A 26,818-nucleotide genomic window follows, 5' to 3' on the forward strand; every position below is an offset into this window, starting at 1 on the left:
GGCCTCATCGCTGGCAAGCCAGCTCCCACAGGTTTACGGGTGAGGCAAAAATTTGCAGCACACCTCAAATCCTTGTGGGAGCTGGCTTGCCAGCGATGGGGCCATCACCTCCACCGCAAGGCTTCAGGTTGATACCACCACCCGATTACGCCCGCCTTCCTTGGCCTGATACAACGCCTTGTCCGCCGCAAACAGCAACTGCTCCAGCGTCATCTCGCTGGCCGTCGTCCAGGTCGCAATGCCGATACTTACCGTCATCGCCCGCTCAGCCCCGTCCATCAGCGGTAATTGCTCGACTGCCTGGCGAATTTTCTCGGCAATGCGTTGCGCGCCCTGGCTGTCGGTCTCGGCCAGAATTACCGAAAACTCTTCACCGCCATAACGCGCGACCAGATCCGCCGGGCGCCGCACGTTTTCGCCAATCACCTTCGCCAGGTTTTTCAGTGCCTGATCCCCGGCCTGATGCCCGTGGCGGTCATTGAAGGCCTTGAAGTGATCGGCATCGATCATCATCACTGACAACGGCTGGCCTGAGCGTTGGGCGCGAAACCATTCATGACGCAAGGTCTGATCGAGCATACGCCGGTTGGCCACACCGGTGAGATCGTCAGTGGCCGCCAGTTGCGCCAGCTCGCGCTCGGCACGCTGGCGCAAGCGCAGCTCGCGGGCGAGCAGCCAGGTCAGCCAGAGCAACCCCACGCACAAAATCCCCGTCGCGCCACTGATCAGCAGCGCGGTGCGCCGCCAGGTGCCGAACACTTCGTCGCTGGACAGCGCGACCATCACCGTCAGCGGCAGATTGCCGACCCGAGAATAGGTATACAGACGTTGTTGCTGATCCATGCTTGAGGTGCTGGTGAAACTGCCGTTACCGTCCTTGTCGCTGAGGATTTTCACCACATTGGGACGGTTGCCGAAGCTTTTGCCGATCGAGTCGCTTTGCAGATAGGGCTTCTGCGCGAGCAGCACGCCGTCACTGTTGATGATGTTCAACGTGCTGTCTTTGCCAATGTCGAGGCTGTTGAACAACTGATCAAAGTAATCGAGCTTCAGCGACGCCACGGCCACGCCGGCAAACTCGCCGGTTTGTGTGGAGATGCGTCGACTGAAACTGATCCGCCACTGATTGGCTTCATCGCAGTCGCAACGGGTCTGAAACGGTTGGCTGATGAACATGCCGATGTCGCGGTTGAAGGCGTGGGCGAGGAAATAATCGCGGTCGGCAAAATTGCCCGGCTTCGGCTCGACCCGCGAAGAGTCGGCGACGACATTGCCAAGCTTGTCGAGTAGCAGGATCTCGCCCTTGTAACGCGCCGTGGTCGAGCGGTCGAACAGCGCCAGATGACGGATCTGCGGCGATACGTTTTGCAGGTCGTCCCGTTGCGCGGCGGCAATCAGGCCTTGCAGCGTCAGGTCATACAACTCGACCGTGCGTAGCAAATCGGCGTCGATCAGTTGCGCAATCGTCGTAGCGCTGCGAGTGGCGGATTCCTGGGCGCTGGCGTGCTCGCGGATGAGCAGGAAGGTGACGATGCACACGATCGCGATCACGCTGAGCAGACTGCCACAGATCAGCAGGCGCTCGGGGCGTTTGGATTTGCCCGTGGAGGACGGGGTACGGCTTACGATCATGGTGGGCTGTCGGTTGGGATGATCTTCTTAGCGTAGTTAAACACACACCACAAAACCGTGTGGGAGAGAGCAATCCACAACGAAAAAAGGCCGCTGAATATCAGCGGCCTGCAATGACGACGGTTGAACGGGAAGAGCCAAACAACCGCGTCGAGGGAAACGGTGGCGCGGTGCGCGACTCAGCTGTCGGTTTCACCGACTGGCGTCTGCGAGGTGGCAGCCTGCGGGGCTTGCGTGGCATTTTGGGTCTTGGCCATCACTTCGGCCTGATGCTGATCGAATGCTTGCGCACGGGCGATGTTGTGCGCCACGAATGTTTGCGATTCTTCAGCCATCGCCATCGGCGACAGGAACAATGAGGACAAAACGAACGCGCTGGCAATACCCATACTGTTGGACATCTTGAAAACTTCTCGCTTGGCGAGTGCTGTTTGGTGCGGGCAAAGATAAGATTGCCGAGCAATGGGAAACAGCGTGATTTTCATAAATGACTGTTGCGTAGGAGGTAAAAGTCCAGGATTGCGGTGCAGCCAAGAGCAACCCCCTCACCCCAGCCCTCTCCCCCAAGGGGGCGAGGGGGAAAGGGAGCTGATCGGGGGCTTTTCAGAAATTGAGTTCGACTGGGTATTTCAGGTCGATGCAGCTCGAGAGAACAACGCGGTCAGTCCCCTCTCCCTCCGGGAGAGGGCTAGGCGGGCGGCGTTCCGATGAGGGGCTTTTAGATCGGCAGATGCATTCCAAAGGTATTAACCCCCCGATCACTGCGCACAAACACATCCCCACCATGCATCAACGCAATCGCCTTGACGATCGCCAGCCCCAAGCCATGGTTATTGCCGCTATTACGGCGCGACGCATCGACCCGGTAAAAACGCTCGAACAAGCGTGGCAGATGTTCGCTGGCAATCGGTGATCCTGGATTGGCCACACCGATACTCACCTGATGATCTTCGGCCTTGATACACACCTCAATCACCTGACCCGGCTCGGTGTGCTGCACGGCGTTGCTGAGCAGATTGATCAATGCCCGACGCAAATGCGCGACTTCGATCTGCACCTGCGCGTCGCCGCTGACCTGCACCTGAACTTGCGCGTCCTCAAGGATGAAATCCAGATACTCCAGGGTCGTCGCCACTTCATCCGCCAGCGAAGTGGACGTGAGTCTGGTCGCCTTGTTGCCCTGATCGGCACTGGCCAGAAACAGCATGTCATTGATGATCGAGCGCAGTCGCTCGAGCTCTTCCAGATTCGATTGCAGCACTTCGAAGTAATGCTCTGCAGAGCGCCCGCGGGTCAGCGCCACTTGCGTCTGGCCAATCAGGTTGGTTAGTGGCGAACGCAGTTCATGGGCGACGTCGGCGTTGAATGATTCCAGGCGCGAGTAGGCCAGTTCGACGCGCTCCAGCGTCGAGTTGAACGACTCGACAAACTGCGCAAGCTCCGGCGGCAGTGGCGACAGACGCAGGCGCCCGGCCCGCAGTGGCGGCGCCAGACGCTGGGCTTCCTGAGACAGCTTGATCAGCGGCTGCAAGCCAATCCGAGCCACCCAATAACCCAGCGCCGACGCCAGCAGCACGCCGACGATCGCCAGGCTGACCAAGGCAATCAGCAACTGGTGCTGGGTCTGGTGAAACGTCTCGGTGTCGATGCCAATCATGAAGCGCAGCGGCGGACGCTGGTCCTTGGCCGGGAACTGGCTGACCAGCACTTTCAGCGGCGCGGGCTGATCGGGCAATTGCAGGTCACGCATGCCCAGCGGGCCGTTGGCGACCGCGCGGATCGGTGGCGTGAGGTTGCCGTATTCGTATTGCGGGTTGCCGCTGCTGATCCAGAAACTGATGCGCTTGTCTTCCTCGCCGAGCAGCTTGAGCTTGTTGTTGATCTTCACCCAGTGCTCCGGCGTGCCGTAACGGCCGACGGTGGATTCGAGCACGCTGTAACGCGCATCGAGTTCGGCTTCGGGAAGCAGGCCAAGGCCTTTGTCGACCTGCTGATACAGCGCGCCGCCGATCAACACAAACACCACCAGCGCCACCAGCGTAAACATCCCGCTGAGGCGAAGGGCAATCGAGTTACTGGACATTACGACTTTCCAGCACATAACCCATACCACGAATGGTGTGCAGCAGTTTCTCCTCGAACGGCCCGTCGAGTTTGGCGCGCAGGCGTTTGATCGCGACTTCGACGACGTTGGCGTCACTGTCGAAATTGATGTCCCAGACCATCTCGGCAATTGCGGTTTTCGAGAGGATTTCACCCTGGCGGCGGGCGAGCACGCTGAGCAGCGAGAACTCCTTGGCCGTCAGGTCCAGACGGGTGCCGGCGCGGGTGGCTTTGCGGCTGATCAGATCGATCCACAGGTCGGCGATGCTCACTTGCACCGGTTCATGGCCGCCACTGCGGCGGGTCAGCGCTTGCAGACGCGCGACCAGTTCAAGGAAGGAAAACGGTTTGCCGAGGTAGTCGTCGGCACCGTCGCGCAGGCCTTTGATACGGTCCTCGACGCGCTCGCGGGCGGTGAGCATGATCACCGGGGTCTGCTTGCGCGCACGCAGGGCACGCAGCACGCCGAAGCCATCGAGCGCCGGCAGCATGACGTCGAGGACGATCACCGCGTAATCGCTTTCCAGTGCCAGATGCAGGCCTTCGACGCCGTCGCGGGCGACGTCCACGGTATAGCCTTGTTCAGTGAGGCCGCGGTGCAGATAGTCCGCGGTTTTTTCCTCGTCTTCGATAATCAGAACGCGCATGACCGCCTCAGTCTGTGGTCGCCAATGCCGTTGCCGGCACCGGTCGGGGCCGGTGGAACAGCCGCTCAAGCCATAAGTATATGACCGGTGTAGTGAACAGCGTCAGCATCTGGCTGACCAGCAAACCGCCGACCACCGCGATACCCAGCGGCTGACGCAGTTCGGCCCCGGTGCCGTAGCCGAGCATCAGCGGCAGCGCGCCGAGCAGGGCGGCGAGGGTGGTCATGATGATCGGCCGGAACCGCGTGATGCACGCTTCGAAAATCGCCTCCTGCGGGGACAGGCCGCGCTGGCGCTGCGCTTCGAGCGCGAAGTCGATCATCAGGATGCCGTTTTTCTTGACGATGCCGATCAGCAACACCAGCCCGATCAACGCCATGATCGAAAAGTCCTGGCCGCAGATCCACAGCATGATCACCGCGCCCAGACCGGCCGCCGGCAATGTCGAAATGATCGTCAGCGGATGCACGAAGCTCTCGTAAAGCACGCCGAGAATGATGTACACCGCGACTAGCGCCGCGAGGATCAGCCACGGCTGACTGGCCAGCGAACTCTGGAACGCCTGCGCCGCACCCTGGAAATTGCCGCTGATCGCGGTGGGCATGCCGATTTCGGCTTTGGCCTGATTGAGCAGAATCACCGCATCACCCAGCGCCACACCGGGAGCGAGATTGAACGACAGATTCGCCGCCGGGAACATGCCGTCGTGGGCGATCGACAGCGGTCCAATGGTCGGCGCATCGAATCGCGCCAGCGCCGACAGCGGCACCATCTCGCCACTCAGCGGCGAACGCAGGTAGAAATAATTCAGGCTTTCGGCTTTGCCGCGCTGTTTGATGTCCAGCTCGAGGATCACGTTGTACTGGTTGACCTGGGTCTGGAACTCATTGATCTGTCGCTGGCCGAAGGCGTCGTACAGCGCTTCATCGACATCGCTGGCGGTCAGGCCGAAGCGCGCGGCGGCGCTGCGGTCGATGCTGATATGGGTGATGCTGCCGCCCAGTTGCAGGTCATTGGAAATGTCGCGGAACGCCGGGTTGCTGCGCAGTTTTTCGGTCAGGCGCTGCGTCCACGTCGCGAGGGTCGCGCCGTCATTGCTCTTGAGCACGTACTGGTACTGGGCACGGCTCGGGCCGGAGCTGAGGTTGATGTCCTGGCCGGCGCGCAGATACAGCACGATGCCAGGGACTTTCATCAATTGCGGGCGGATGCGGTCGATGAACTGGCTGGCGCTGACGTCGCGATCGCCGCGTTTCTTCAGGGCGATCCAGAAGCGTCCGTTGGCGATGGTCTGGTTGCTGCCGGAAACCCCCACCGAATGGGAAAACGCCTGCACCGCCGGGTCGGCGGCGACAATTTCGGCCATCGCCAGGTGTTTTTTCACCATGTCGCCGTAGGAGATATCCGCCGCCGCTTCGGTGGTGCCGAGGACGAAACCGGTGTCCTGTACCGGAAAGAAACCTTTCGGGATAAAAATGTAACCGCCGATGGCCAGCGCCAGCGACAAACCGAACACGCCGATCATCAACTTCTGATGGTCGAGGGCGCGGCGCAGGCCGCGTTCATACCAGCCGAGCAAGCGCTCGCTGAAGCCCGGTTTGTCGTGGGCGTGGTGCGTCGGTTTGCGCATGAACAGCGCAGCCAGCGTCGGCGCCAGCGTCAGCGACACCAGCACGGAAATCATGATGGTCGAAGTCGCGGTCAGGGCGAATTCCTTGAACAACCGTCCGACCACACCGCCCATGAATAACAGCGGAATAAACGCCGCCACCAGCGAGCAGCTGATCGAAACCACGGTGAAACCGATCTCGCCCGCGCCTTTGATCGCCGCTTCGCGCATGTCGTCGCCGGCCTCCAGATGCCGGTGGATGTTTTCCACCACCACAATCGCATCGTCGACCACGAAGCCGACTGCGACGACGATCGCCACCAGCGTCAGGTTGTTCAGGCTGAAACCGAGTAGGTACATCAGGGCGAAACTGGCCACCAGCGACACGCCGAGCACCGCCGAGACGATCAGCGTCGCCGACAATTGGCGCAGGAACAGCGCCATTACCGCCACCACCAGCAGAATCGCGATCAACAAGGTGATTTCGACCTCATGCAGCGAGGCGCGAATGGTCTGGGTGCGGTCGATCAGGGTTTTCACCTGCACCGAGGCTGGCAGCATGGCTTCGAGGCCGGGCAGGGCGGCTTGAATGCGGTCGACGGTCTCGACGATGTTGGCGCCGGGCTGGCGCGAGATCACCAGGTTTACTCCCGGACGATCACCGGCCCAGGCCTGCACGTAGGCATCTTCGGCACCATTGACGACTTTCGCGACGTCGCGCAGGTGCACCGGGGCGCCATCCTTGTAGGAAACGATGAGCTGGCTATAGTCCTCGGGGTGGAACAACTGGTCGTTGGTCGACAACGTGGAAATGCTCGACTCGCCGTACAGCGCACCCTTGGCGAGGTTGAGGCTGGTCTGCTGAATAGCCAGACGAATGTCGGCGAGGGTCAGGCCAATCGCCGCCAGTTTGTCCGCCGAAGCCTGCACGCGAATCGCCGGGCGTTGCTGACCGGTTATGTTGATCTGGCCTACGCCATCGATCTGACTGATCTGACGCGCCAACAAGGTTTCCACCAGGTCGCTGAGTTCGGTGCCGGGCATTTGCGTAGAGCTGACGCTGAGGATCAGCACCGGGCTGTCAGCCGGGTTGACCTTCTTCCAGGTCGGCAGCGTCGGCATGTCCTTGGGCAACTTGCCGGCGGCGGTGTTGATCGCCGCTTGCACTTCCTGAGCGGCGGTGTCGATGCTTTTGTCGAGGGTGAATTGCAGGGTCAGCAGGGTCGAGCCCAGCGCACTGCTCGAGGTCATCTGGGTCATGCCGGGGATGGCGCTGAATTGCACCTCCAGCGGCGTGGCCACCGATGAGGCCATGGTGTCAGGGCTGGCGCCGGGCAACTGCGCCGACACCTGAATGGTCGGAAATTCCGCCTCCGGCAGTGGCGCAATCGGCAAGCGCGGGAAAGCAATCACGCCCACCAGCACCAGCGCGATGGTCAGCAGAATGGTCGCGACCGGGTGATCGATGCACCAGGTCGAAACACCTTTGTGCGCCTTCATCGGCCCGGCTCCGCTTGCACCACTTGCGGCGGCTCGCTCATGACTTGCACGGTCGAGCCGGGCTTGAGCCGCGACTGGCCATCGGTGACCAGCACATCGCCGGCGTTCACGCCTTTGATGATGTCCTGGCCGCTGCCCTGATAAACCATCTGCACCTGCACGGCTTCAACCTTGTCGCCGTTGACCCGGTAAACGAAGTGTTGATCGAGGCCGCGCTGTACGACGGTGGGCGGAACCACCAGCGCAGCCTTGTCGAGGGCGGTCTGAATTTTTACCGTGACCAGCAGACCGGGCCAGAGCTTCTGGCTGGCGTTGGCGAACTCGGCCTTGGCGCGGATGGTGCCGGTGTTGGCGTTGATCTGGTTATCGATCAGGGTCAGGTGACCTTCGCCGAGCAGGTTGGCGGTTTCGTCATCGGTGTCGGCGCCGATGTAGGCCTTGACCGGCGCGCGCTGCGGATCGCTGATCAGGCTTTGCAGGGTCGGCAGCATTTGCTGGGGCAGGGAAAACTCGACAGCGATCGGGTCGATCTGGGTCACGGTAAACAGGCCGGCGGTGTCGGTCATGCGCAGGAAGTTGCCTTCATCGACGGTACGAATGCCGACGCGGCCGGTGACTGGGGAGCGAATCTGCGTGTAGGACAGTTGCACCTGCGCTGCATCGATCGAGGCCTGGTTGCCTTGGGCGGTGGCCTTGAGCTGATTGACCAGTGCTTGCTGCTGGTCGTAGGTCTGTTTCGACACGCCGTCATCGACGCTGAGCAGTTTGTAGCGTTTGAGGTTGACCAGGGCGACTTGCAGTTGCGCCTGGCTTTCGCCCAGTTGCGCACGGGCCTGATCGAGGCTGGCGCGGATCGAGCGGTCGTCGATGGTGGCCAGCAGGTCGCCTGCTTTGACCAACTGGCCCTCCTTGACGAGGATTTTGGTGAGGATGCCGTCGATCTGTGGGCGCACTACCACGCTGTGCAGGGATAGGACCGAGCCGATGCCGCTGGTGTAGCGGGGGACGTCTTTGGCGCTGACCGTTACTACTCGCACCGGGATGGCGTTGGGGGCGGCGAGTTTGGCCGGGGCGGGTTTGAGTGCAAACCAGAGGCCTGTGGCTGCCAGCAGGATGAGCAGGGTGGCGAGCAGGGCTTTGTTTTTTTCGATTCGCATGCGGTGTGGCGCCGAAGGGTTGGAGTTTGGGCAGGTTGGAGCTTTATATACGGGTTTGGGGGTCAGGAGGGTGACGGCTGGCTGACAGCGGTGTCAGTTTGGGCTGTTTACTTGGCGGCCTTGGGGCCGACCATGCTCTTGGGGTTTGTTTTGGGTGAATATCCGTTGCTTCGGGTGCTGCTGCTGGCGGTTTCGCCCTTACGGCGAGTCCCTTTTTCAGACGCCGGAGTGCCGGCCCAGCAAAAAGGAACCAAAAGGCTTGCTCCTGCGTTCGGCCCTCGCAAGCTCGGGTCCCTTCGCTGCGGGATCGATCCGGGCGCAGCGGCTACGGTTTGCTGCGCTGCACCTCCTTCCGCTGTGTCTGGCTGCGCCAGACGGTCGCTGCGCTCCCACGCCCGGATCAATCCCTCCACTCAGCCTTCCGATGTCGCTGGTTAGGCAAGATCAAGATCAAAGGCACTCGAGCTGGCGCTCATTGTTGAGTGGTTAGAAGCGGGTGGTTGGTTTGGGATTGGTGGTGTGGCTGCCCCTCACCCCAGCCCTCTCCCCCAGGAGAGGGAGCCGACCTGCTTTGGCTTTGAAAATCTCATACGACTCGGTATCCCGAGTCGGCGTAGTTCTCGCATCCCCCACGATCAGTCCCCTCTCCCTCCGGGAGAGGGCTAGGGTGAGGGGGGGTGTTACGAAGCGCTGAAGACCTTCAGCGGCAAAGGCATCGTCACGTATCGGCAAACCGTTCGGCGTGCGACGCAATTCTTCAGGTGCCGAGCCCGGGCGTGCAGGTATACTGCGCGCCTTCGCGGCTCACTGATCGGGCCCGACTTGCTGCTTTGCGGAGCTTTTATGACTTCCCCGACCCTGCCGCCGGTTGACGACGCTGTGAGCGCTGTCCCGGTTGAATTGGCCGACGCCAACGACACCAAAGCCGAAATCCCGGCGTTCAAATTCCCGTTCAAACCGGGTGACCTGGCCGCTGCCAAAGGCTCTAATCAGCCGTGGTACAAGAACGGCGCGAAGAATGGGCACACCAAGACCCCGGGCATGGCGCCGCCGGGTACGCGTCGGTCGATGGGCAAGCGCTGAGTTTTATTCACGCCTTGTTTCATGAATTCGGCGGCAGCGTCAGGTTGGCGATTGAAGGTGCTTGCTCTGCCGTCATCGCCAGCAGGCTGGCTCCCACATGGGGGCCGCGTCGTTACGCAAATCCCCTGTGGGAGCTAGCCAGCTAGCGATTGGGCCATTGGCCTCAGTGCAAAATCCGGATCAAGCCGCCCGCAGCGATATAAACGCATAGGTCTGCGCCGGCTCAGCCACCACGCGTGCCCCGGCCGCGGCGACTTGCCCGGCAACATCTTCCCCTGACAGATGAAACAGCCACTCACTCGGTGCAGCTGTCGAGGTCTGCTCGCTCACCTGATCGATCATCGCCGCGAACGCACTCATATTCGGCAGATACGCAGTAAAGCCGTCGCCCTTCAGCGCCGTGGTGCGAATCCCGAGCATTGCGCAGATCGCGTCCTTGCTTTGAATGTCATCGCGATCGGCCTGTCGTGAGCGCTGGATCAACTCGATCAATTCCTGATCAACCAATTCGCCCCCGACAATCAACAACGGTCCCTGCTCCCACGACTCTGGTGGGCAGTCCTTGGCCGCCGGGCTGAGCGGGATGTGCGGATTGATTTCCGCCGGGTAGATGCGGCACACCAACGGCCGCCGCTCATAGATACGGCAGAGCTTGTCTTCGTCAAGATTCCGGCAGGGGCCGACGTTGTAGGCGGCGAAGGTGATTGCCACATGGGCATCGGTGCTGCCGCTGCGAACCCGCACTGAACGGCGTTCGGCGTGTTCGCGCTGCTGCATCGGCAGACCGAGGCCGTTGCCAAGGAAGGCTTCGACCAGCACGATCACCTGACCGCCGTCCGCCGCCCACATACGGGCTTCGGCGAGGGTCAGCGGGACATGGTGATCGGTGCAGCATTTACCGCAGCCTATGCAGGAAAACGTCGTATTCATTGAGCGATCTGTCTTCAATCAGGGTGTGAACCGGCGGCGGAAAACCACCGTACAGGCCTGCGTCGAAGCAAGTTGTGCGCCACTCAGCGGCTTTTGGCGGTCGGGCGGATCGAGTCCCACTCGGTGACGAACGCGGTTTTCGCGGATTTGCTGTACAGGCACAGCTCGGTGCCTTGCTGGCCTTTCATGTGTTTTTGCGGGTACTGGCCCTGCAGTAGCACGGCGGTGTAGCCGACGCGGTCGTCGAATTGCGCCGGAGTGCCGACCGGTTTGGCGTTTTTCAGGCCGCTGGCCTTGGTGCAAATGGCGAGCACGGTTTTGTCGTAGGCGGCCCAGGCGTCGGGGCTGGAGGCATTGGCTTGAGAGGTGAGGGCGGCGAGGCAGAGCAGGCTGGCGGTGAGGGCTTTCATGGTGGGCGTCCTTGGTTGTTTGTGGCCAAGGTTGGAGTTTGCCTTAAAAGGGAAGTTGCCTGGGCTGGCCGCTTCGCGAGCAGGCTCGCTCCCACAGGTGGAATGCGATTCAAGGGTGGGAGCGAGCTTGCTCGCGAAAGCGGTGGGTCAGGCCGGCACCAACTCCCGGCGAACCACATACATCCCGGCACTTTCATACAGCCGCTGCGCCCGCCGGTTTTCTTCCAGCACCTTCAGATCGACAAACCCTTCGCGCCGTTGCTGAAACGCTTTGAACGCATTGAGCAACAACGCCCGGCCCAGTCCGCGCCCCTGGAGCCGCGGATGCACCACCAGATTCTTGATGTACGAACTGGTCCAGCACTGCGCCACTCCCACCACGCCGTCAGCATCGCTGGCGACAAAGCACAGCGCCGGATCGTATTCGGGGTCGCTTTCGAACCGTTGCTGCCAGACCTCAAGTGCCGGCACCCGACCACCGCCCTCGCGGTAGCCGAGTTGCATCAGCGCGTGCACGGCGGCTGCGGATTGCGCACGATACGTGCTGACTTCAACAGCGTCCGGCCAGCGGATCTCCGGCAGATCTGCGTGCAGATCGCGGCGCATCAAAAAGCAGAATGTCTCAGCCAAAACTCAATGGCCCTGGGCCGCGACGTGTTTGGCCGCTTCGATCAGGCAATGGGTCAGTTCAGGTGAGGAGAATTTGGTCAGCACGCCGTTGGCCCCGGCCAGCCGCGCTTTCTCGCTGTTCATCGCGCTGTCGAGCGAGGTGTGCAGCAGCACGTACAAGTGGGCGAAGTCCGGGGTCTCGCGCAAGGTGCGGGTGAAGGCGTAGCCGTCCATCTCGGACATCTCGATGTCGGAGACGATCAGGTTGATCTGTTGCGCGGTGCCTTGCAGGTCGAGCAGGCAGTCGATGGCCTCCTTGGCGCTGCGTGCGGTGTGGCATTGCAGGCCAAGGTTGCGCAGGGTGTGCACCGATTGCTGCAGTGCCACCTGACTGTCGTCGACCACCAGAATCCGCGCGTTGCCGAGCACTTCGGCGTCTTCCATGGTCAGGTCGGTCGGGGCCATTTCGATCTGCGCCGGGGCGATGCTGTGGATAACTTTTTCGATATCCAGCACTTGCACCAAAGTCCCGTCGACCGAGGTCACGCCGGTGATATAAGCGCGCGAACCGCCGGAGCCGAACGGCGGCGGTTTGATGTCAGTGGTCAGGCAATGAACAATCTTGCTAACCGCCTGAACGTGCAGACCCTGCTTCGAACGGCTGACATCGGTGACGATCAGGCAGCCGCCATTCGGGTCTTCCAGCGGTCGCTCACCGATGGCCCGGCTCAGGTCGATCACCGACAGCGAGGCTCCGCGCAGGGTGGCGATGCCTTTGACGTGCGGGTGCGACTCCGGCAGCTTGGTCAGCGGCGGGCAGGGGATGATTTCGCTGACTTTCAGCAGGTTGATCGCCATCAGCTTGCCGCTGCGCAAGGTAAACAGAAGAAGCGAAAGTGAATCTGCGCGGGCTTTTGTCGAGGACATTTGGACCTTCTGTGGAAAAAGGTGATGGGCGAGGTGGGAGTCACCAGAAACCATTGATGCCGGGTTATCGGCTTGAAAGGGGTGGGCTTTAGGTGGTTGTCGGCTGGCATGCAGATCAAGAGCCCCTCACCCCCGCCCTCTCCCGGAGGGAGAGGGAGTCGACCGAGCTGTGTTGCGTTATACATCGACCTGAAAAAACGCATCGATTATAGATTCGGCAGAGCAGACTCAGGTCGGCGGAGTTCTTCAATATCCCCCGGTCAGTCCCCTCTCCCTCCGGGAGAGGGCTAGGGTGAGGGTGCTTTTAGCCCTTCATCCCCAACCGCTTGGCCATCCGCCCAAGATTCGCCCGATCAACCCCCAACTCCCGCGCCGCACTCGCCCAGTTATCCTGATTGCGCGCCAGCGCCGCGCTGATCAACTGGCGCTGAAACTGCTCGGTCGCGCTGCGCAGATCGCCGCTGATCGAAGGCAATTCCCGAGCACTAGTCTCCATCTCCACCGGGTTATTCACAACCTCACACGGCAAATCCAGATCCGCCGCGCTCAAGCTGAGAATCTTCGGCCGCACCTTGCAGTTGCCAAGCGCCTTCAGCGCGCTGCGGCCGATCAGATGTTCGAGCTCGCGTACGTTGCCCGGCCAAGTGTAGGCGAGCAGCGCTTCCTGGGCGTCACTGTTCAGGCGCAGGCTGTTGAGGCCCATGCGCGAGCGGTTCTGCTCCAGGAAGAAACCGCTGAGCAGCAGCACGTCGCGCCCGCGATCGCGCAGCGCCGGGACCCGCAGCGGGTAGACGCTGAGGCGATGATAGAAGTCGGCACGGTAGCGGCCGCTGCGTACTTCTTCGGCGAGGTCGCGGTTGGTGGCGGCGATCAGGCGCACGTCGACCTGATGCTCCTTGTCCGAGCCCAGGCGCTGCAACTGCCCGCTCTGCAACACCCGCAGCAATTTCGCCTGCACGGTCAATGACAGTTCGCCGACTTCATCGAGAAACAGCGTGCCGCCATTGGCCAGTTCGAACTTGCCACGGCGGTCGCTGGTGGCGCCGGTGAAGGCGCCGCGCACGTGGCCGAACAGCTCGCTTTCGACCAGCGTATCCGGCAGCGCGGCGCAGTTGAGGCTGATGATCGGCTTGTCGGCGCGCGCCGAGGCGGCGTGTATCGCTTGGGCAACCAGTTCTTTGCCGACCCCGGTTTCGCCGGTGATCAACACGGTCAGGTCGCTGCCGCCGACCAGATTGATCTCCTCGACCAGGCGTTTATGCGCTTTACTCTGACCGATCATTTCACGCTGCTGCTGGCCGCTGGCCTGACGATAGACCTCGGCGCGCTGATGCTCGTCTTCAGCGCGGCTGGCCAGCCGTTCGATGCGTTCGGCGGCGTTGACCGTAGCCGCGGCAAGGCTGGCGAAGGCTTGCAGAGCGTCCAGTTCGATCGGCTCGAAACGTTCAGGATCGAGCGCGTCGAGGGTGATCAGGCCCCAGAGCTTTTCATCGACGAATAAAGGGCAGCCGAGACAGTCGTGAACTTCCAGATGATCGTCGAGACCGTCGACCAGTCCGTCATAAGGGTCGGGCAGTTCGCTGTCGGCGGCGAAGCGCGTCGGCCCGGCGCCGGCCAGCAGAATTTCGAAGCGCGGATGTTGGCTGACCTTGAAGCGGCGCCCGAGGGTGTCGGTGCTCAAGCCGTCGACGGCCAGCGGCACCAGCGATTCACCGTCCAGCCGCAAAAGCGCGGCGGCGTCGCAGGGCAACAGGGCGCGCATGGCTTCAAGCAGGCGCCGATAGCGCTCACCCTCCGGCAGTTCGCGCGACAGATCGGCAACCAGAGGGAGCAGGGCGGTGAGCAGCGATTTGGCGATCATTAGTCAAATAGACCTCATGTAGTCACTAGGACTATAAGGTGTCACAGGTCTTTTTGACCATAATAAAAATAACTCGTTGATTTATATGGATAAATCAATTGGCACGAAAACTGATACTCCACTAGCAATCTTTCAATAAAGCTCAGGAGTCACCCTTATGCTTAGTGCCCAGGACCGTGTCATCGTCCAATCCACCGTACCCCTGCTGGAAAGCGGTGGTGAAGCGCTGATCACCCACTTCTACCGCATGATGCTGTCCGAGTACCCCGAGGTGCGCCCGTTGTTCAACCAGGCCCACCAGGCCAGCGGTGATCAGCCACGTGCTTTGGCAAACGGCGTGTTGATGTACGCCCGCCACATCGATCAGCTCGATCAGTTGGGCGATCTGGTGGCTAAAATCATCAACAAGCACGTCGCCCTGCAAATTCTCCCGGAACACTACCCCATCGTCGGCACCTGTCTGCTGCGTGCGATCTCCGAAGTGCTCGGCGATGAAATCGCCACGCCAGAAGTGATGAGCGCCTGGGGCGCGGCGTACGGCCAGTTGGCGGACATCCTGATCGGCGCCGAAACCGCCATCTACGACCAGAAAGAGCAGGCGGTTGGCGGCTGGCGCGGGGCGCGAGAATTCATCGTTGCAGCCAAGGTCGAGGAGAGCGCCGAGATCACTTCGTTCTATTTCGAACCCGCCGATAAAGGCCCGATTCTCGCCGCAGAACCCGGTCAGTACATCGGCATGAAGCTGATCCTCGACGGTGAAGAAATCCGCCGCAATTACTCGCTGTCGGCGCTGGCGAACAACGGCCAGTACCGCATCAGCGTCAAACGCGAGCCGGGCGGGCGTGCTTCCAATCACTTGCACGATCAGTTGCAGGTCGGGGCGAGCATTCAGCTGTTCCCGCCATCGGGCGAGTTCACCTTGTCGGCCAGCGACAAACCGCTGGTGCTGATCAGCGGCGGTGTCGGCATCACCCCGACCCTGGCGATGCTCGAAGCGGCGCTGCAAACCGAACGGCCGGTGCATTTCATCCACTGCGCGCGTAATGGCAGTGTCCACGCCTTCCGCAACTGGATTGACGACCTCGCTGCGCGCCACCCGCAGCTCAAGCGGTTTTACTGCTACGCCGAGGATGACGGGATCAGCCCGGCGGCGGACAAGGTCGGCCTGTTGAGTCAGGAACAGCTCGGCGAGTGGTTGCCTGCGCAACGTGACGTCGACGCTTACTTCCTGGGGCCGAAAGGTTTCATGGGGGCGATCAAGCGTCATCTGAAAGCGCTGGGTGTGCCGGAGAAGCAGAGCCGTTATGAGTTCTTCGGGCCGGCTTCTGCTCTGGAATAATTCTCAAGACCGAGTCGCCGCCATCGCCAGCAGGCTGGCTCCCACAGGTTATGCGCAGGCCAATGTGGGAGCCAGCCTGCTGGCGATTCGCTTCTGCAGCAGCCGAAATCCTTGAGGTTAATGGTTCCTTAACCGCTCTATCGTTTATTGCCCCGGTGTAGACTTGCGGCGACCTTCAGCCGCAAGCCAGCTGAACCATGGACAAACAAGGGAAAGGCAATGAGCGAGGAAACGATTCGATTGGGCCGTGAGCGGCGCTTTCTGGTGCTGCTGGGCGTGATCTGCCTGGCGCTGATCGGTGGTGCCCTGTACATGCAGGTCGTGCTCGGCGAAGCGCCGTGCCCGCTGTGCATTCTGCAGCGTTATGCGTTGCTGCTGATCGCGCTGTTCGCGTTCATCGGCGCGGCCATGCGCAGCCGTCGCAGCATCACCGTGTTCGAAGCGCTGGTGGTGCTTTGCGCGCTTGCCGGCGCCGCGGTCGCCGGGCATCACGTGTACACGCAGTTCTACCCGGCGGTCAGCTGTGGCGTCGATGTGCTGCAACCGATTGTCGACGAGCTGCCGCTGGCGAAGATCTTTCCGCTGGGCTTCCAGGTCGACGGCTTCTGCTCGACGCCATACCCGCCGATCCTCGGCCTGTCGCTGGCGCAGTGGGCGCTGGTGGCGTTCGTGCTGGTGGTGATTCTGGTGCCCTTGCTGACTTCGCGTAATCGAAAAGCACTGCGCTGAGTCAACTTTTCGCAAGCGTGGCCGATACACAAAACGCCCCGATTGGCGGTTCAGCCAATCGGGGCGTTGCACGTTTCAGAGTGGGGCTGAACTCATCCTGACGGACGGCAAGCGAGGGTGTGACAAGTGTGCGACATGTTGTCACACAGGGGGCGCCGCAGAGGCGCCCGCAGACTCCGATTGCGTCGTTGTTACAAAAAAGGATTGGTCGGTCCGACGGTTTTTTTGCTTTAGGACGTGAGTGCCAGAGCAGGCAGTTCTAACAGCTTCAGGCAGGTGGCCAGAAGCCTTGGGTTATCGGGCTTTGCGCCGTTCCGCTGTGCGGAAAAAACCTTCGGAGCTGTCTGAACTGACGCGGGTGTGCTTACCGGTTTTGCGCTGTTTGTTGAGAATGCCTTTCAAAAACAAGCGGCACTTTTGCAAAAATGGCGAGGGATTGTTGCTGTAAAAGATAAAAATTATTTCGGGATAAGACATGGTGTATAGGGCGCTACCTATCTACAATCGCCCGCACTGAATTCCCGGCGCTGTTCAGCCTTTATTAAGGAACTGATCAGAAGGTCGGGTGTCGAGCGAGCCGTGAGGCTTTCGAGACACCCAGGTGTCGGTGCCTTTCCAACTTTCCGCACCAAATGGAATTGGTCTGTAACAAGGCCTTTGACCACGAATTCGAATAAGAACTGAACGCTGTCCCAAGGTTTTGTCGAGCGTCTGACGCGCGACGGGCGGCCCTTATTCAATCCAAAGAAAATGCCAACCCTTGGCAGGGTGAAGTGTTGGCGATCAAAACCCAACTGCATTGCGCAAGCTGCTTTAGAGGTCGTGAGATGAGTAAAAACAGGTACCCCAGATTACTAGGCCTAGTGCCGCTGCTCGGCACGTTGTTGCTGGGAGGCTGCAACATGACCTTGCTCAATCCAACGGGCCAGGTTGGCCTGGAACAGCGAAACCTGATCATCACCGCGACCCTGCTGATGCTGTTGGTCGTGGTGCCGGTTATCGTCATGACCTTCCTGTTCGCCTGGAAATACCGCGCGTCGAACAAGAACGCCGTCTACACCCCGAAATGGTCGCACTCGACCAAGATCGAAGTGGCGGTCTGGACCATTCCTGTCCTGATCATCATCGCTCTGGGTTACATCACCTACATTTCCACCCACGAACTGGACCCGTATCGTCCGATCCAGTCCGACGTCAAGCCTGTGACCATCGAAGTGGTCGCACTGGACTGGAAGTGGCTGTTCATCTACCCGGAACAAGGCATCGCCACGGTCAACAAGATCGTGTTCCCGGCGCACACGCCAATCAACTTCAAGATCACCTCTGACGCCGTGATGAACTCGTTCTTCATCCCGGGTCTGGGCGGCCAGATCTACGCGATGGCGGGCATGCAGACCAAGCTGCACCTGATCGCCGACCGCAACGCTGAAATGGACGGTATCTCCGCCAACTACAGCGGCGCCGGTTTCACCGGTATGAAATTCAAGGCTATCTCCACCACTCAGGAAGATTTCGACGCCTGGGTAAGTGAAGTCAAGAAGTCACCTAAACAGCTTGATCAAGCTGAGTACGCGGCCCTTGCCAAACCGAGCCAGAACAACCCAGTCGAGCTCTACTCGTCGGTCACGCCGAACCAGTTCCAGATCATCGTCGACAAGTACGAAGGTATGAAGCCGGGCAAGCCGCTGAAGCACGAGAAGAAAGAGAAAGAAGTGGCGGCCACGGATATTGACGCGGGTTCGCATTCAGCTGCCGGGGCAGAGGAGTAAACGATGTTTGGTAAATTAAGTTGGGAAGCAGTCCCATTCCACGAGCCGATCGTGATGGTGACCATCGCCATGATCGCCCTCGGTGGTCTGGCGCTGTTCGCTGCGATCACTTACTTCAAGAAGTGGACGTACCTGTGGACCGAGTGGCTGACGTCGGTCGACCACAAGAAAATCGGCGTGATGTACATCATCGTCGCCATGGTCATGCTGCTGCGCGGTTTTGCCGACGCGATCATGATGCGTACCCAGTTGGCCATGGCCACCGAAGGTTCGCCTGGCTACCTGCCACCTGAACACTATGACCAGATCTTCACCGCTCACGGTGTGATCATGATCATCTTCATGGCGATGCCATTCTTCACCGGCCTGATGAACCTTGCAGTGCCGCTGCAGATCGGCGCGCGTGACGTGGCGTTCCCGTTCCTCAACTCCCTGAGCTTCTGGCTGCTGGTGTCCGGCGTTGTGCTGATCAACCTGTCGCTGGGCGTCGGCGAATTCGCCAAGACCGGTTGGGTTGCCTATCCGCCGCTGTCGGGTCTGCAGTACAGCCCTGGCGTGGGGATGGACTACTACATCTGGGCGCTACAGCTGTCCGGATTGGGTACGACGCTAACGGGGGTCAACTTCCTCGCGACCGTACTGAAAATGCGTACCCCTGGCATGAAACTGATGGACATGCCGATCTTCACCTGGACCTGCACCTGGGCCAACGTTCTGATCGTGGCTTCGTTCCCGATCCTGACCGCGACCCTGGCACTGCTGACGCTTGACCGTTACATGGATTTCCACATTTTCACCAATGAACTTGGTGGCAATCCAATGATGTACGTCAACCTGTTCTGGGCGTGGGGCCACCCTGAGGTTTACATCCTGATCCTGCCGGCCTTCGGCATCTTCTCGGAAGTGATCTCGGCCTTCACCGGCAAGAAACTGTTCGGCCACCACTCGATGATCTACGCCTCGGGCGCGATCTCGGTACTGGGCTTCATGGTTTGGCTGCACCACTTCTTCACCATGGGGTCGGGTGCCAGCGTCAACGCCTTCTTCGGTCTGGCGACGATGCTGATTTCCATCCCGACGGGTGTGAAACTGTTCAACTGGCTGTTCACCATCTACCAGGGCCGTCTGCGCTTCACCAGCCAGGTGATGTGGACTCTGGGCTTCATGGTGACCTTCGCCATCGGCGGCATGACCGGCGTACTGCTGGCCATCCCGGGTGCTGACTTCGTGCTGCACAACAGCCTGTTCGTGATCGCGCACTTCCACAACGTGATCATCGGCGGTGCGGTATTCGGTTACATCGCTGGCTTCGCGTTCTACTTCCCGAAAGCGTTCGGCTTCAAGCTGCACGAAGGCTGGGGTAAAGCAGCGTTCTGGTTCTGGATCTCGGGCTTCTTCGTCGCGTTCATGCCGCTCTATGCACTGGGCTTCATGGGCATGACTCGTCGTCTGAACGCCACCACCAACCCTGAGTGGGTACCGTACCTGTACGTTGCCATGTTCGGTGCGGTGATGATTGCTGTCGGTATCGCCTGCCAACTGATCCAGCTGTACGTCAGTGTGCGTGACCGCAACAAGCCAGAGAACGTTTGCGATCACGGTGACCCGTGGAATGCGCACACGCTGGAATGGTCGACCTCGTCGCCACCACCGTTCTACAACTTCGCTGTGCTGCCTAAGGCTGACTGCATCGACCCGTTCACTGAAGCCAAGGAAAACGGTACTGCGTACCAGCGTCCGGCCAAGTACGAGCCGATCCACATGCCGAACAACACCGCCACTGGCGTGGTGATGGGCGCACTGTTGACCGTCTTCGGTTTCGCGATGATCTGGCACATCTGGTGGTTGGCGATCGCCAGCCTGGCCGGCACCGTCATCTACTTCGTGATCCACGCTGCACGTGATGACCAGGGCTATATGGTTCCGGTTGAAACGATCGAGCGTATCGAAGCCGAGCAGCACAAGCGTCTGGTCGCGGCAGGGAAAATCCCGGCCGGTGCCACCCGTGTTGAAACCTCGTTGGAACAGGCTTAAACCATGTCGAACTTAGTGACCAATGTTGGACACGCCCATGGTGACCATGGGCACGATGACCATCACCACGACTCGGGCGAGATGACCGTATACGGTTTCTGGCTCTACCTGATGACCGACTGCATTCTGTTTGCGTCGATCTTCGCGGTGTACGCAGTACTGGTAAACAACGTTGCCGGTGGCCCGTCGGGCCACGACATCTTCGAACTGCCTTACGTACTGGGCGAAACCGCTCTGCTGTTGTTCAGTTCGATCACCTACGGCTTCGCCATGCTGGCGTTGTACAAAGGCAAGAAGCAGGCGGTCCTGGGCTGGTTGTTCATGACCTTCCTGCTCGGCGCAGGCTTCATCGCCATGGAGATCAACGAGTTCCACCTGCTGATCTCCGAGGGCTTCGGTCCTAGCCGTTCGGGCTTCCTGTCGGCGTTCTTCACCCTGGTCGGTACTCACGGTCTGCACGTTTCGGCCGGTCTGATCTGGATGGGCGTGATGATGTACCAGGTCAACAAGCACGGCCTGACGGCGACCAACAAGACCCGTCTGAGCTGCCTGAGCCTGTTCTGGCACTTCCTGGACGTGGTGTGGATCTGCGTATTCACCGTTGTTTACCTGATGGGGACTCTGTAATGGCTAATGCACACTCCCATGACAGCCATGATGCTGGCCACGGCAGCGTCAAGTCGTACGCGATCGGCTTCATCCTGTCGGTGATCCTGACTGTCATCCCGTTCGGCCTGGTGATGTACCCGAGCCTGCCGAAGGCGACGACGCTGGCAATCGTGCTGTTGTTCGCAGTGATCCAGGTGATCGTTCACCTGTATTACTTCCTGCACCTGGACCGTTCCATTGCTCAGCGCAACAACGTGATCGCCTTCGTCTTTACGGCGATCGTGATCGTGCTGCTGGTTGGCCTGTCGCTGTGGATCATGTTCAGCATCCACACGTACATGATGGCGAAGTGAGGTAGACCCGATGTCGCTCAAGCACTTTATCCAAATCACCAAACCGGGGATCATTTTCGGTAACGTGCTTTCTGTGGCAGGCGGGTTCTTCCTGGCCTCGAAAGGGCATGTCGATCTGGCGGTGTTTCTGGCCGCCATGATCGGTACTTCCCTGGTCGTGGCCTCCGGTTGCGTGTTCAACAACTGCATCGACCGCGACATCGACCTGAAGATGGAACGCACCAAGAACCGTGTGCTGGTCCAGGGCTTGATCTCCCTGAAACTGGCACTGGTTTACGCGACCATTCTGGGTGTTCTCGGCGTTGCCTTGTTGTACAAGGTGGCCAACCCCTTGGCTGCCTTGTTCGCAGTAATCGGCTTCATCATCTACGTCGGCTTCTACAGCCTGTACCTCAAGCGCAAGTCGGTTCACGGCACGCTGGTGGGCAGTCTGTCGGGCGCCATGCCGCCAGTGATCGGTTACGTCGCCGTGACCAACAGCTTCGACATGGCCGCGCTGACCCTGCTGGTGATGTTCAGCCTGTGGCAGATGCCGCATTCCTACGCCATCGCGATTTTCCGCTTCAACGATTACCTGGCCGCCTCGATTCCGGTGCTGCCAGTGAAGCGAGGCATTCAAGTGGCGAAGAAGCACATCCTGCTCTACATCCTGGCGTTCCTCGTGGCGACCCTGATGCTGACCTTCAGCGGCTACGCCGGCATGAGCTACCTCGCCGTCGCCGCGGCCATGGGGATGTACTGGCTGTACATGGCCTGGACCGGCTACAAGGCAGTGGATGACACGGTCTGGGCACGCAAGCTGTTCGTGTTCTCGATCTTCACCATCACCGCGCTGAGCGTCATGATGTCCCTGGACTTCAAGGTGCCAGGCGAGCTGCTGCTGACGTACGCGCCGTAAGGTTTACAGGCTTCACGAAAAACCCCGCACATTGAGAGATGTGCGGGGTTTTTTGTTGGTGGCTTTAATGCCTATTTGCATGCCGCCTGCTCCAACAGCTTGCCGCGGTGGCTTGATGGGTGTGTAACGGCATTTATGCGGGCGGTGAGGCAGTCACCCGTCTCATGAATTCATCAAACAGCGGAACGGTGAATGCGATAAGTGCATATTCCGGACTGTAGATCATGCCCTTTTTGATCAGACTGTCGCGTACCGGGCCCAGGCTCGTAGCGTTTCTCCCTAGCGCTTTCGCAACGTCAGCAGAGCGCTGCGGTCCTTCTCCCAACTCTGCAAGGCAACGCATGTAGTCTCGTTCAGCCGGGGTTGTGCGATCAAAGCGGACCCTGAAAAACGACTCGTCAAGTTTACGGATACTTTCCTCCGTTGCTGCCTGCGCATCTGCCTGCGTTATAGACTGTCCCTTGGCGATGTTCCAAGCGGTATAGCCCCACTCCTGCAGAAAATAGGGATAACCGTGGGTCTTTTCAAAAATCTCGCGTAACGCTTCGTCAGAGATACTGGCGCCTTCCTCTTCAACAGGGTCCCGCAAGGCTTTCCAGGCATCTATCTCTAACAGAGCGCCTAAGCGAGGAAATTCGAATAGCCGCTCAGCATAGCTTTTTGCATCGCCCGCTTGCCCAGCAAGCTGCGGAAGACCCGCGCCAAAAAGGATCAGAGGCAGAGCTGCCTGGTTTACTGCATGGATGCCGCGGATAAGCGCGCCAAGCTCTTCTTTCGACAGGTACTGTAATTCATCAATCAATATGGCTACCGGTTGACCTGCGTCGCGAGCGGCCTCTGCTGTTGCTATCAAGACGTCTCGCAGATCGTCTTCAAGATGCCCACTGTCGGCATAGCCGGCTTCGGAATCTCCCCCAAGCGTAACTTCGGCGCCTCCCGCTGCTATTGTGATATTGCCGATAAAGCTACGGAGGATGCGTATTCCTCTTTTGACCGTCTCGACTGTGTTCTGCATTCGATCCAATCGTAATAGCACGCGGCGTAACACCGGAATCAGGAGCTGCTTCAGCTCGGCGCCGTCATGGGCTTCCTGCATTTCAGCGAGGTAGCCCAATGCTAAAGCACGGTCTTTGATTTGATTCAGAAGCACCGTTTTTCCGACGCCGCGTAAGCCTAGAATCATCAGCGATTTCGCATGCTTGCCCCGCTTCGTACGAGCCAATGCGGTATCTGCCGTTTCCAGCACCTCAGATCGTCCTGCTAATTCGGGTGGGGAAACGCCTGCTCCGGGATTGAATGGATTGGTGTTTTTGTCCACAGCTTGATCTCATACGAACTTATTTATAGTTATAGTGATAAACATGTATAACTGCAAATAAATAGCTAGGGTCGTCCCGATAGAGGGGCGGTTTACGTCTAGGCCAGAAGCTGTGTGACCCTAGGCTCACGCTCGAAGGGAAACAATCGTAGCGATGTGCCGCGTAGCGTCATGTCGGTGCGGTGAGTCAGCTAAAGCGCTTTGAAACCAGCTACCCAGAGGCTTCTTGCGAAGCCTTGGTAAAAGTTTTAGATTTGGATCCAAATGTGTCGTTGGTTCGTTCGCAATCGTGGTGCGGCCTTCAACTGTCGAAACAAGTGACTTAAACCAAAGGCTGGGCGCAATGACCGAACGGATGACCTGCGATGAGCGCTTTATCGCCCTGGCTGAAGAACTGAACTACGACATTTATGGCGAGAACACCGCCGGTGGCAATTACGCGCCGTTGATTCGGCATCACGATGAGCTGTACATCAGCGGGATGGTCCCGCGGGTCAATGGCAAGATTCTGTATCCGGGCCGGGTCGGGCTGGAGTTGACCCTCAAGGACGCGCAAGCCGCCGCGAGCATCAGCGCCATGCGTTGCCTGGCACTGATCGTCGATGCGGTGGGGTCGCTGGACAAAATCCGCGCGCTGCTGCGGGTGACGGTGTATGTGAAGTCGACGGCTGATTTCGTCGACCTGAGCGAAGTGGCCAACGGCGCTTCGGATGTGTTCAGCCACGTGCTGGGCGATGCCGGGCGGCATACGCGCACGACTATCGGCGTGTATCAGTTGCCGAAGAATGCGGCGATTGAAGTGGATATGATTGCGGCGGTGCATGCTTCGGTTTGAGGTCTGCGGTGGCTGTTTCCTTCACCCTCTCCCAGGGGGAGAGGGGACTGATTGAGTCGTTCTCTGAACCTGCGTCAACTTGAGATGTTCAGTGAACGCGGCTTGTTGAACCCACACAATTTAGCTCCCTCTCCTGGGGGAGAGGGCTGGGGTGAGGGGCTACGATCGAACCAACACCGCCAACCCCAAGCCGAAAAAAAAGCCCCGCCTGATCACTCAGCGCGGGGCTTCTTCACAAGCACTCGGCGAATTACTGCGCCGCGATGCTATACCCGTCAAACGCCGTCTTCTGCTGCAGCGCAGTAATGATGTTCTTACGGTTCACAGCCTGTTCCGTCCCGGCATTATCCAGGAAAGTTTCGCTTTCCAGCTCCGCCTCATCGCCTTCACCGACGAAGGTGAAACCAAGGAATTCCAACGCTTCGCGGTCCACATTCAGACGCGAACGCGGCGTGCGCAGCGGCAGGGTCACGCTGGTGCCGTCCTTGCTGATGGTGAAGATTTCGACTTCTTTCTTCTTCGCAGCCTTGCCTTTGCCGCCGCCCGGATTGCTGATCGCCTGATGGGTCTGGTTCAGCACTTTCAGCGCGAGGCCGTAGACGATTTCCTGAAACGCGGGGTCGTCCTTGAAGCTGGACAGAATGCGCCCGATCGAGAACTTGCTGCTCAGGTCTTCCAGCGCGGCGAGGTCCGCGGCCTCGGCGTCTTTCAGCGCTTTGAGTTCGCCCATCAGTTCGTAGGCCTTGTCGTCATCGAAGCTGTCGTGAGCCTGACGAATGGCGGCGCGCAGTTCGCGGATCTGGTCGCTCTCGCGGGTCGACTGGAACGCGTCGAGGACCATCTCGCTGATGATTTTGGCTTGTGGCAGGTGTTGTGAAAGATTGATGGAGTTTTCGTATTCCGCTTTGGACGACTGGGTGACTACGGATTCAGCGGTGTTGAAATCGGACATTGAAATTTCACTACTTTTAACTTGAATGGAGACGAACAAGCCCAGGGCTTTTTCAGGCCGACTAATTTAGGGGAGCGGGGCGGCGTTGTCACGGAGCAACGGGCTGGTGGTCGGGTTTTTTCCCTGCCGCTGCTATTTCTGGCGCCGACGCTCCATAGCAATCACCGAAGTTTCGAAGCCAAGACTGGCGAAGAAGGCTTCCGCGCCGTCGCGTCCCGCACGCAGCACCCAGGTGATGTCCGGGTCGTCGCCCATCACATGCTCAACCAGCGCCCGGCCAATGCCCTTGCGTTGATGCTGAGCATCAACCACCACCATCGACAGGTAGCCATTGGAGATTTCATCAGTGATGCCGCGGGCGAAGCCGACGATCTGATCGCCGAGCAGGGCGATGGCAGTGCGTTGCGAATTGCCGATCAAGCGAGCGAACGATTGGGCATCGCCGGTGCGATGGCGCCAGCCATGCTCGCCGAGAAACAGCCGCGCCGACTCTGTTTCATCGGGACGCAAGTCGCGAACGTTGAGCGTGTTCTGCATGGATTGAAGTCCTTTTCAGCTTTCGATGGTTGAGCGCTTGGCGTCAGGTTTGCCCCACGTGCGCATCGCAAATTCGACGAACCTGCGCAGCTTCGGCAAACGATAACGATCCGGCGCGTACAGCAAATGCATCGGCCGACTCGGTGGCGGGTAATCGGCGACTACCTTGACCAGTTTGCCTTCGCGCAGGTCCTGTTCGACCAGTGCGTCGGGCAGCATCATGATCCCCATGCCGTTGCGCGCGGCCTGGTGCAAACCGGCGGAACTGTTGATCAGCAGCGGGCCGCTCACGTCGACGAGGACTTCTCCGTCCGGGCCGCTGAGGCGCCAGCGCTTTTCCACCGATTGCCAGTCATCGCCCGCAGGGTAGGCGAACGACAGGCAGTCGTGTTGCTGCAAGTCCTGTGGCGTGTGCGGCATGCCGCGTCTCGCGATGTAATCGGGCGAGGCGCAGACCGTCAAGGTGTAGTCGATCAAGGGGCGGGCGATCAGGTTGGACGACTCATCGAAACTGCCCAGGCGGAACGCGACATCGAGGCCATTCTCCAGCAGGTCCGGGCGGCCGTTGGTCAATACCACGTCGAGTTTTACTTGCGGATACAGCAGGGCGTATTCGCTGAGCGCCGGGGTCAGGCGTTCGACGCCAAAGGTCAGCGGCGCGGCAATGCGCAGCAAGCCGCGTGGCTCGTCGAGGGCCTGCTCGGCCAAGCGTTCAGAGTCGGCGACCAGACCGAGCACGTCCAGGCAGCGTTGATAATAAACGCTGCCGAACTCAGTGAGCCGCTGACGGCGGGTGGTGCGCTGCAGCAATTGCACGCCGAGCCGTTGCTCCAGCGCGCGCAGGTGGTTGCCGACCATGGTCGTCGACATGTCGCACTGCAGAGCGGCTGCAGTCATGCTTCCGCCCTCGACGACTTTGACGTACACGCTCATTGACTGGAACAAATCCATTATCAAGTCCGGCTTTCAAATGATTG

At 59.8% G+C, this 26,818-nt stretch carries 24 protein-coding genes; 9 read left to right on the plus strand and 15 right to left on the minus strand.

Annotated elements, in window-relative coordinates; translation table 11 throughout:
- Positions 1 to 123: 123 nt before the first annotated feature.
- The 6 genes from J3P75_RS05525 to J3P75_RS05550 all read right to left on the minus strand — a co-directional run bounded on the left by J3P75_RS05525 (position 124) and on the right by J3P75_RS05550 (position 8,648).
- Positions 124 to 1,632, minus strand: coding sequence for a sensor domain-containing diguanylate cyclase (locus tag J3P75_RS05525; RefSeq protein WP_434709562.1), 1,509 nt, complete (start codon positions 1,630 to 1,632; stop codon positions 124 to 126).
- A gap of 179 nt (positions 1,633 to 1,811) precedes the next feature.
- Positions 1,812 to 2,033 carry a hypothetical protein gene (locus J3P75_RS05530; protein WP_206415067.1) on the minus strand — a complete coding sequence of 74 codons (222 nt, stop codon included), beginning with the start codon at positions 2,031 to 2,033 and terminating at the stop codon, positions 1,812 to 1,814.
- A 317-nt stretch (positions 2,034 to 2,350) separates the two neighbouring features.
- A complete protein-coding gene (locus J3P75_RS05535) occupies positions 2,351 to 3,715 on the minus strand; it encodes a heavy metal sensor histidine kinase (protein WP_434709563.1) in 1,365 nt (454 codons plus the stop codon).
- On the minus strand, positions 3,705 to 4,382 hold the full coding sequence (locus tag J3P75_RS05540; protein WP_434709564.1) for a heavy metal response regulator transcription factor: 678 nt from the start codon (positions 4,380 to 4,382) through the stop codon (positions 3,705 to 3,707). The genes J3P75_RS05535 and J3P75_RS05540 overlap by 11 nt, the downstream gene beginning before the upstream one ends.
- Before the next feature lie 7 nt (positions 4,383 to 4,389).
- Positions 4,390 to 7,491 carry a multidrug efflux RND transporter permease subunit gene (locus J3P75_RS05545; RefSeq protein WP_434709565.1) on the minus strand — a complete coding sequence of 1,034 codons (3,102 nt, stop codon included), beginning with the start codon at positions 7,489 to 7,491 and terminating at the stop codon, positions 4,390 to 4,392.
- On the minus strand, positions 7,488 to 8,648 hold the full coding sequence (locus tag J3P75_RS05550) for an efflux RND transporter periplasmic adaptor subunit (protein WP_434709566.1): 1,161 nt from the start codon (positions 8,646 to 8,648) through the stop codon (positions 7,488 to 7,490). Before J3P75_RS05550 ends, J3P75_RS05545 begins: the two co-directional genes overlap by 4 nt.
- Positions 8,649 to 9,491: 843 nt before the next feature.
- Between J3P75_RS05550 and J3P75_RS05555 the strand changes: the two genes are divergently transcribed.
- Entirely contained in the window at positions 9,492 to 9,731 is a 240-nt protein-coding gene (locus tag J3P75_RS05555; RefSeq protein ID WP_093098509.1) for a hypothetical protein, read from the plus strand.
- A 180-nt stretch (positions 9,732 to 9,911) separates the two neighbouring features.
- Here the strand turns inward: J3P75_RS05555 and J3P75_RS05560 are convergent, their stop codons facing one another.
- The 5 genes from J3P75_RS05560 to norR form a co-directional block, all read right to left on the minus strand.
- Positions 9,912 to 10,661 carry a YkgJ family cysteine cluster protein gene (locus J3P75_RS05560; RefSeq protein ID WP_434709567.1) on the minus strand — a complete coding sequence of 250 codons (750 nt, stop codon included), beginning with the start codon at positions 10,659 to 10,661 and terminating at the stop codon, positions 9,912 to 9,914.
- An 83-nt stretch (positions 10,662 to 10,744) separates the two neighbouring features.
- Positions 10,745 to 11,071, minus strand: coding sequence for a hypothetical protein (locus J3P75_RS05565; RefSeq protein WP_434709568.1), 327 nt, complete (start codon positions 11,069 to 11,071; stop codon positions 10,745 to 10,747).
- Between the two features lie 147 nt (positions 11,072 to 11,218).
- A complete protein-coding gene (locus J3P75_RS05570; RefSeq protein ID WP_434711214.1) occupies positions 11,219 to 11,677 on the minus strand; it encodes a GNAT family N-acetyltransferase in 459 nt (152 codons plus the stop codon).
- 27 nt (positions 11,678 to 11,704) lie between these two features.
- Complete coding sequence (locus J3P75_RS05575) at positions 11,705 to 12,607, minus strand: chemotaxis protein CheV (RefSeq protein ID WP_090286091.1); 903 nt, start codon at positions 12,605 to 12,607, stop codon at positions 11,705 to 11,707.
- A 304-nt stretch (positions 12,608 to 12,911) separates the two neighbouring features.
- Entirely contained in the window at positions 12,912 to 14,468 is a 1,557-nt protein-coding gene (gene norR, locus J3P75_RS05580) for a nitric oxide reductase transcriptional regulator NorR (RefSeq protein WP_434709569.1), read from the minus strand.
- Positions 14,469 to 14,625: 157 nt separating this feature from the next.
- Between norR and hmpA the strand changes: the two genes are divergently transcribed.
- From hmpA to cyoE, 7 genes are all read left to right on the plus strand, one after another.
- A complete protein-coding gene (gene hmpA, locus J3P75_RS05585) occupies positions 14,626 to 15,807 on the plus strand; it encodes an NO-inducible flavohemoprotein (RefSeq protein ID WP_434709570.1) in 1,182 nt (393 codons plus the stop codon).
- Between the two features lie 219 nt (positions 15,808 to 16,026).
- Positions 16,027 to 16,536: a disulfide bond formation protein B gene (locus J3P75_RS05590; protein ID WP_434709571.1), complete on the plus strand. Its 510-nt coding sequence runs from the start codon at positions 16,027 to 16,029 to the stop codon at positions 16,534 to 16,536.
- A gap of 827 nt (positions 16,537 to 17,363) precedes the next feature.
- A complete protein-coding gene (gene cyoA / locus J3P75_RS05595) occupies positions 17,364 to 18,305 on the plus strand; it encodes a ubiquinol oxidase subunit II (RefSeq protein ID WP_090286083.1) in 942 nt (313 codons plus the stop codon).
- Between the two features lie 3 nt (positions 18,306 to 18,308).
- Positions 18,309 to 20,339: a cytochrome o ubiquinol oxidase subunit I gene (cyoB, locus tag J3P75_RS05600; protein ID WP_103304511.1), complete on the plus strand. Its 2,031-nt coding sequence runs from the start codon at positions 18,309 to 18,311 to the stop codon at positions 20,337 to 20,339.
- Positions 20,340 to 20,342: 3 nt separating this feature from the next.
- Positions 20,343 to 20,966: a cytochrome o ubiquinol oxidase subunit III gene (cyoC, locus tag J3P75_RS05605; protein ID WP_090286077.1), complete on the plus strand. Its 624-nt coding sequence runs from the start codon at positions 20,343 to 20,345 to the stop codon at positions 20,964 to 20,966.
- Positions 20,966 to 21,301: a cytochrome o ubiquinol oxidase subunit IV gene (gene cyoD, locus J3P75_RS05610; protein WP_007916940.1), complete on the plus strand. Its 336-nt coding sequence runs from the start codon at positions 20,966 to 20,968 to the stop codon at positions 21,299 to 21,301. Before cyoC ends, cyoD begins: the two co-directional genes overlap by 1 nt.
- 10 nt (positions 21,302 to 21,311) lie before the next feature.
- The gene (gene cyoE, locus J3P75_RS05615; RefSeq protein ID WP_434709572.1) at positions 21,312 to 22,199 is read left to right on the plus strand and encodes a heme o synthase; all 888 of its coding nucleotides are present in this window, start codon (positions 21,312 to 21,314) and stop codon (positions 22,197 to 22,199) included.
- 133 nt (positions 22,200 to 22,332) lie between these two features.
- On the opposite strand, the gene J3P75_RS05620 is transcribed toward cyoE, so the two are convergent.
- Complete coding sequence (locus tag J3P75_RS05620) at positions 22,333 to 23,517, minus strand: AAA family ATPase (protein WP_434709573.1); 1,185 nt, start codon at positions 23,515 to 23,517, stop codon at positions 22,333 to 22,335.
- A gap of 343 nt (positions 23,518 to 23,860) precedes the next feature.
- Between J3P75_RS05620 and J3P75_RS05625 the strand changes: the two genes are divergently transcribed.
- Complete coding sequence (locus J3P75_RS05625) at positions 23,861 to 24,352, plus strand: RidA family protein (protein ID WP_434709574.1); 492 nt, start codon at positions 23,861 to 23,863, stop codon at positions 24,350 to 24,352.
- A gap of 250 nt (positions 24,353 to 24,602) precedes the next feature.
- On the opposite strand, the gene J3P75_RS05630 is transcribed toward J3P75_RS05625, so the two are convergent.
- From J3P75_RS05630 to J3P75_RS05640, 3 genes are all read right to left on the minus strand, one after another.
- A complete protein-coding gene (locus J3P75_RS05630) occupies positions 24,603 to 25,304 on the minus strand; it encodes a hypothetical protein (RefSeq protein WP_434709575.1) in 702 nt (233 codons plus the stop codon).
- Between the two features lie 132 nt (positions 25,305 to 25,436).
- A complete protein-coding gene (locus tag J3P75_RS05635) occupies positions 25,437 to 25,841 on the minus strand; it encodes a GNAT family N-acetyltransferase (RefSeq protein WP_434709576.1) in 405 nt (134 codons plus the stop codon).
- Positions 25,842 to 25,856: 15 nt separating this feature from the next.
- Complete coding sequence (locus tag J3P75_RS05640) at positions 25,857 to 26,792, minus strand: LysR family transcriptional regulator (RefSeq protein WP_434709577.1); 936 nt, start codon at positions 26,790 to 26,792, stop codon at positions 25,857 to 25,859.
- Positions 26,793 to 26,818 lie beyond the last annotated feature (26 nt).

Source organism: Pseudomonas sp. R1-1, from assembly GCF_051132135.1.
Lineage (GTDB): Bacteria > Pseudomonadota > Gammaproteobacteria > Pseudomonadales > Pseudomonadaceae > Aquipseudomonas.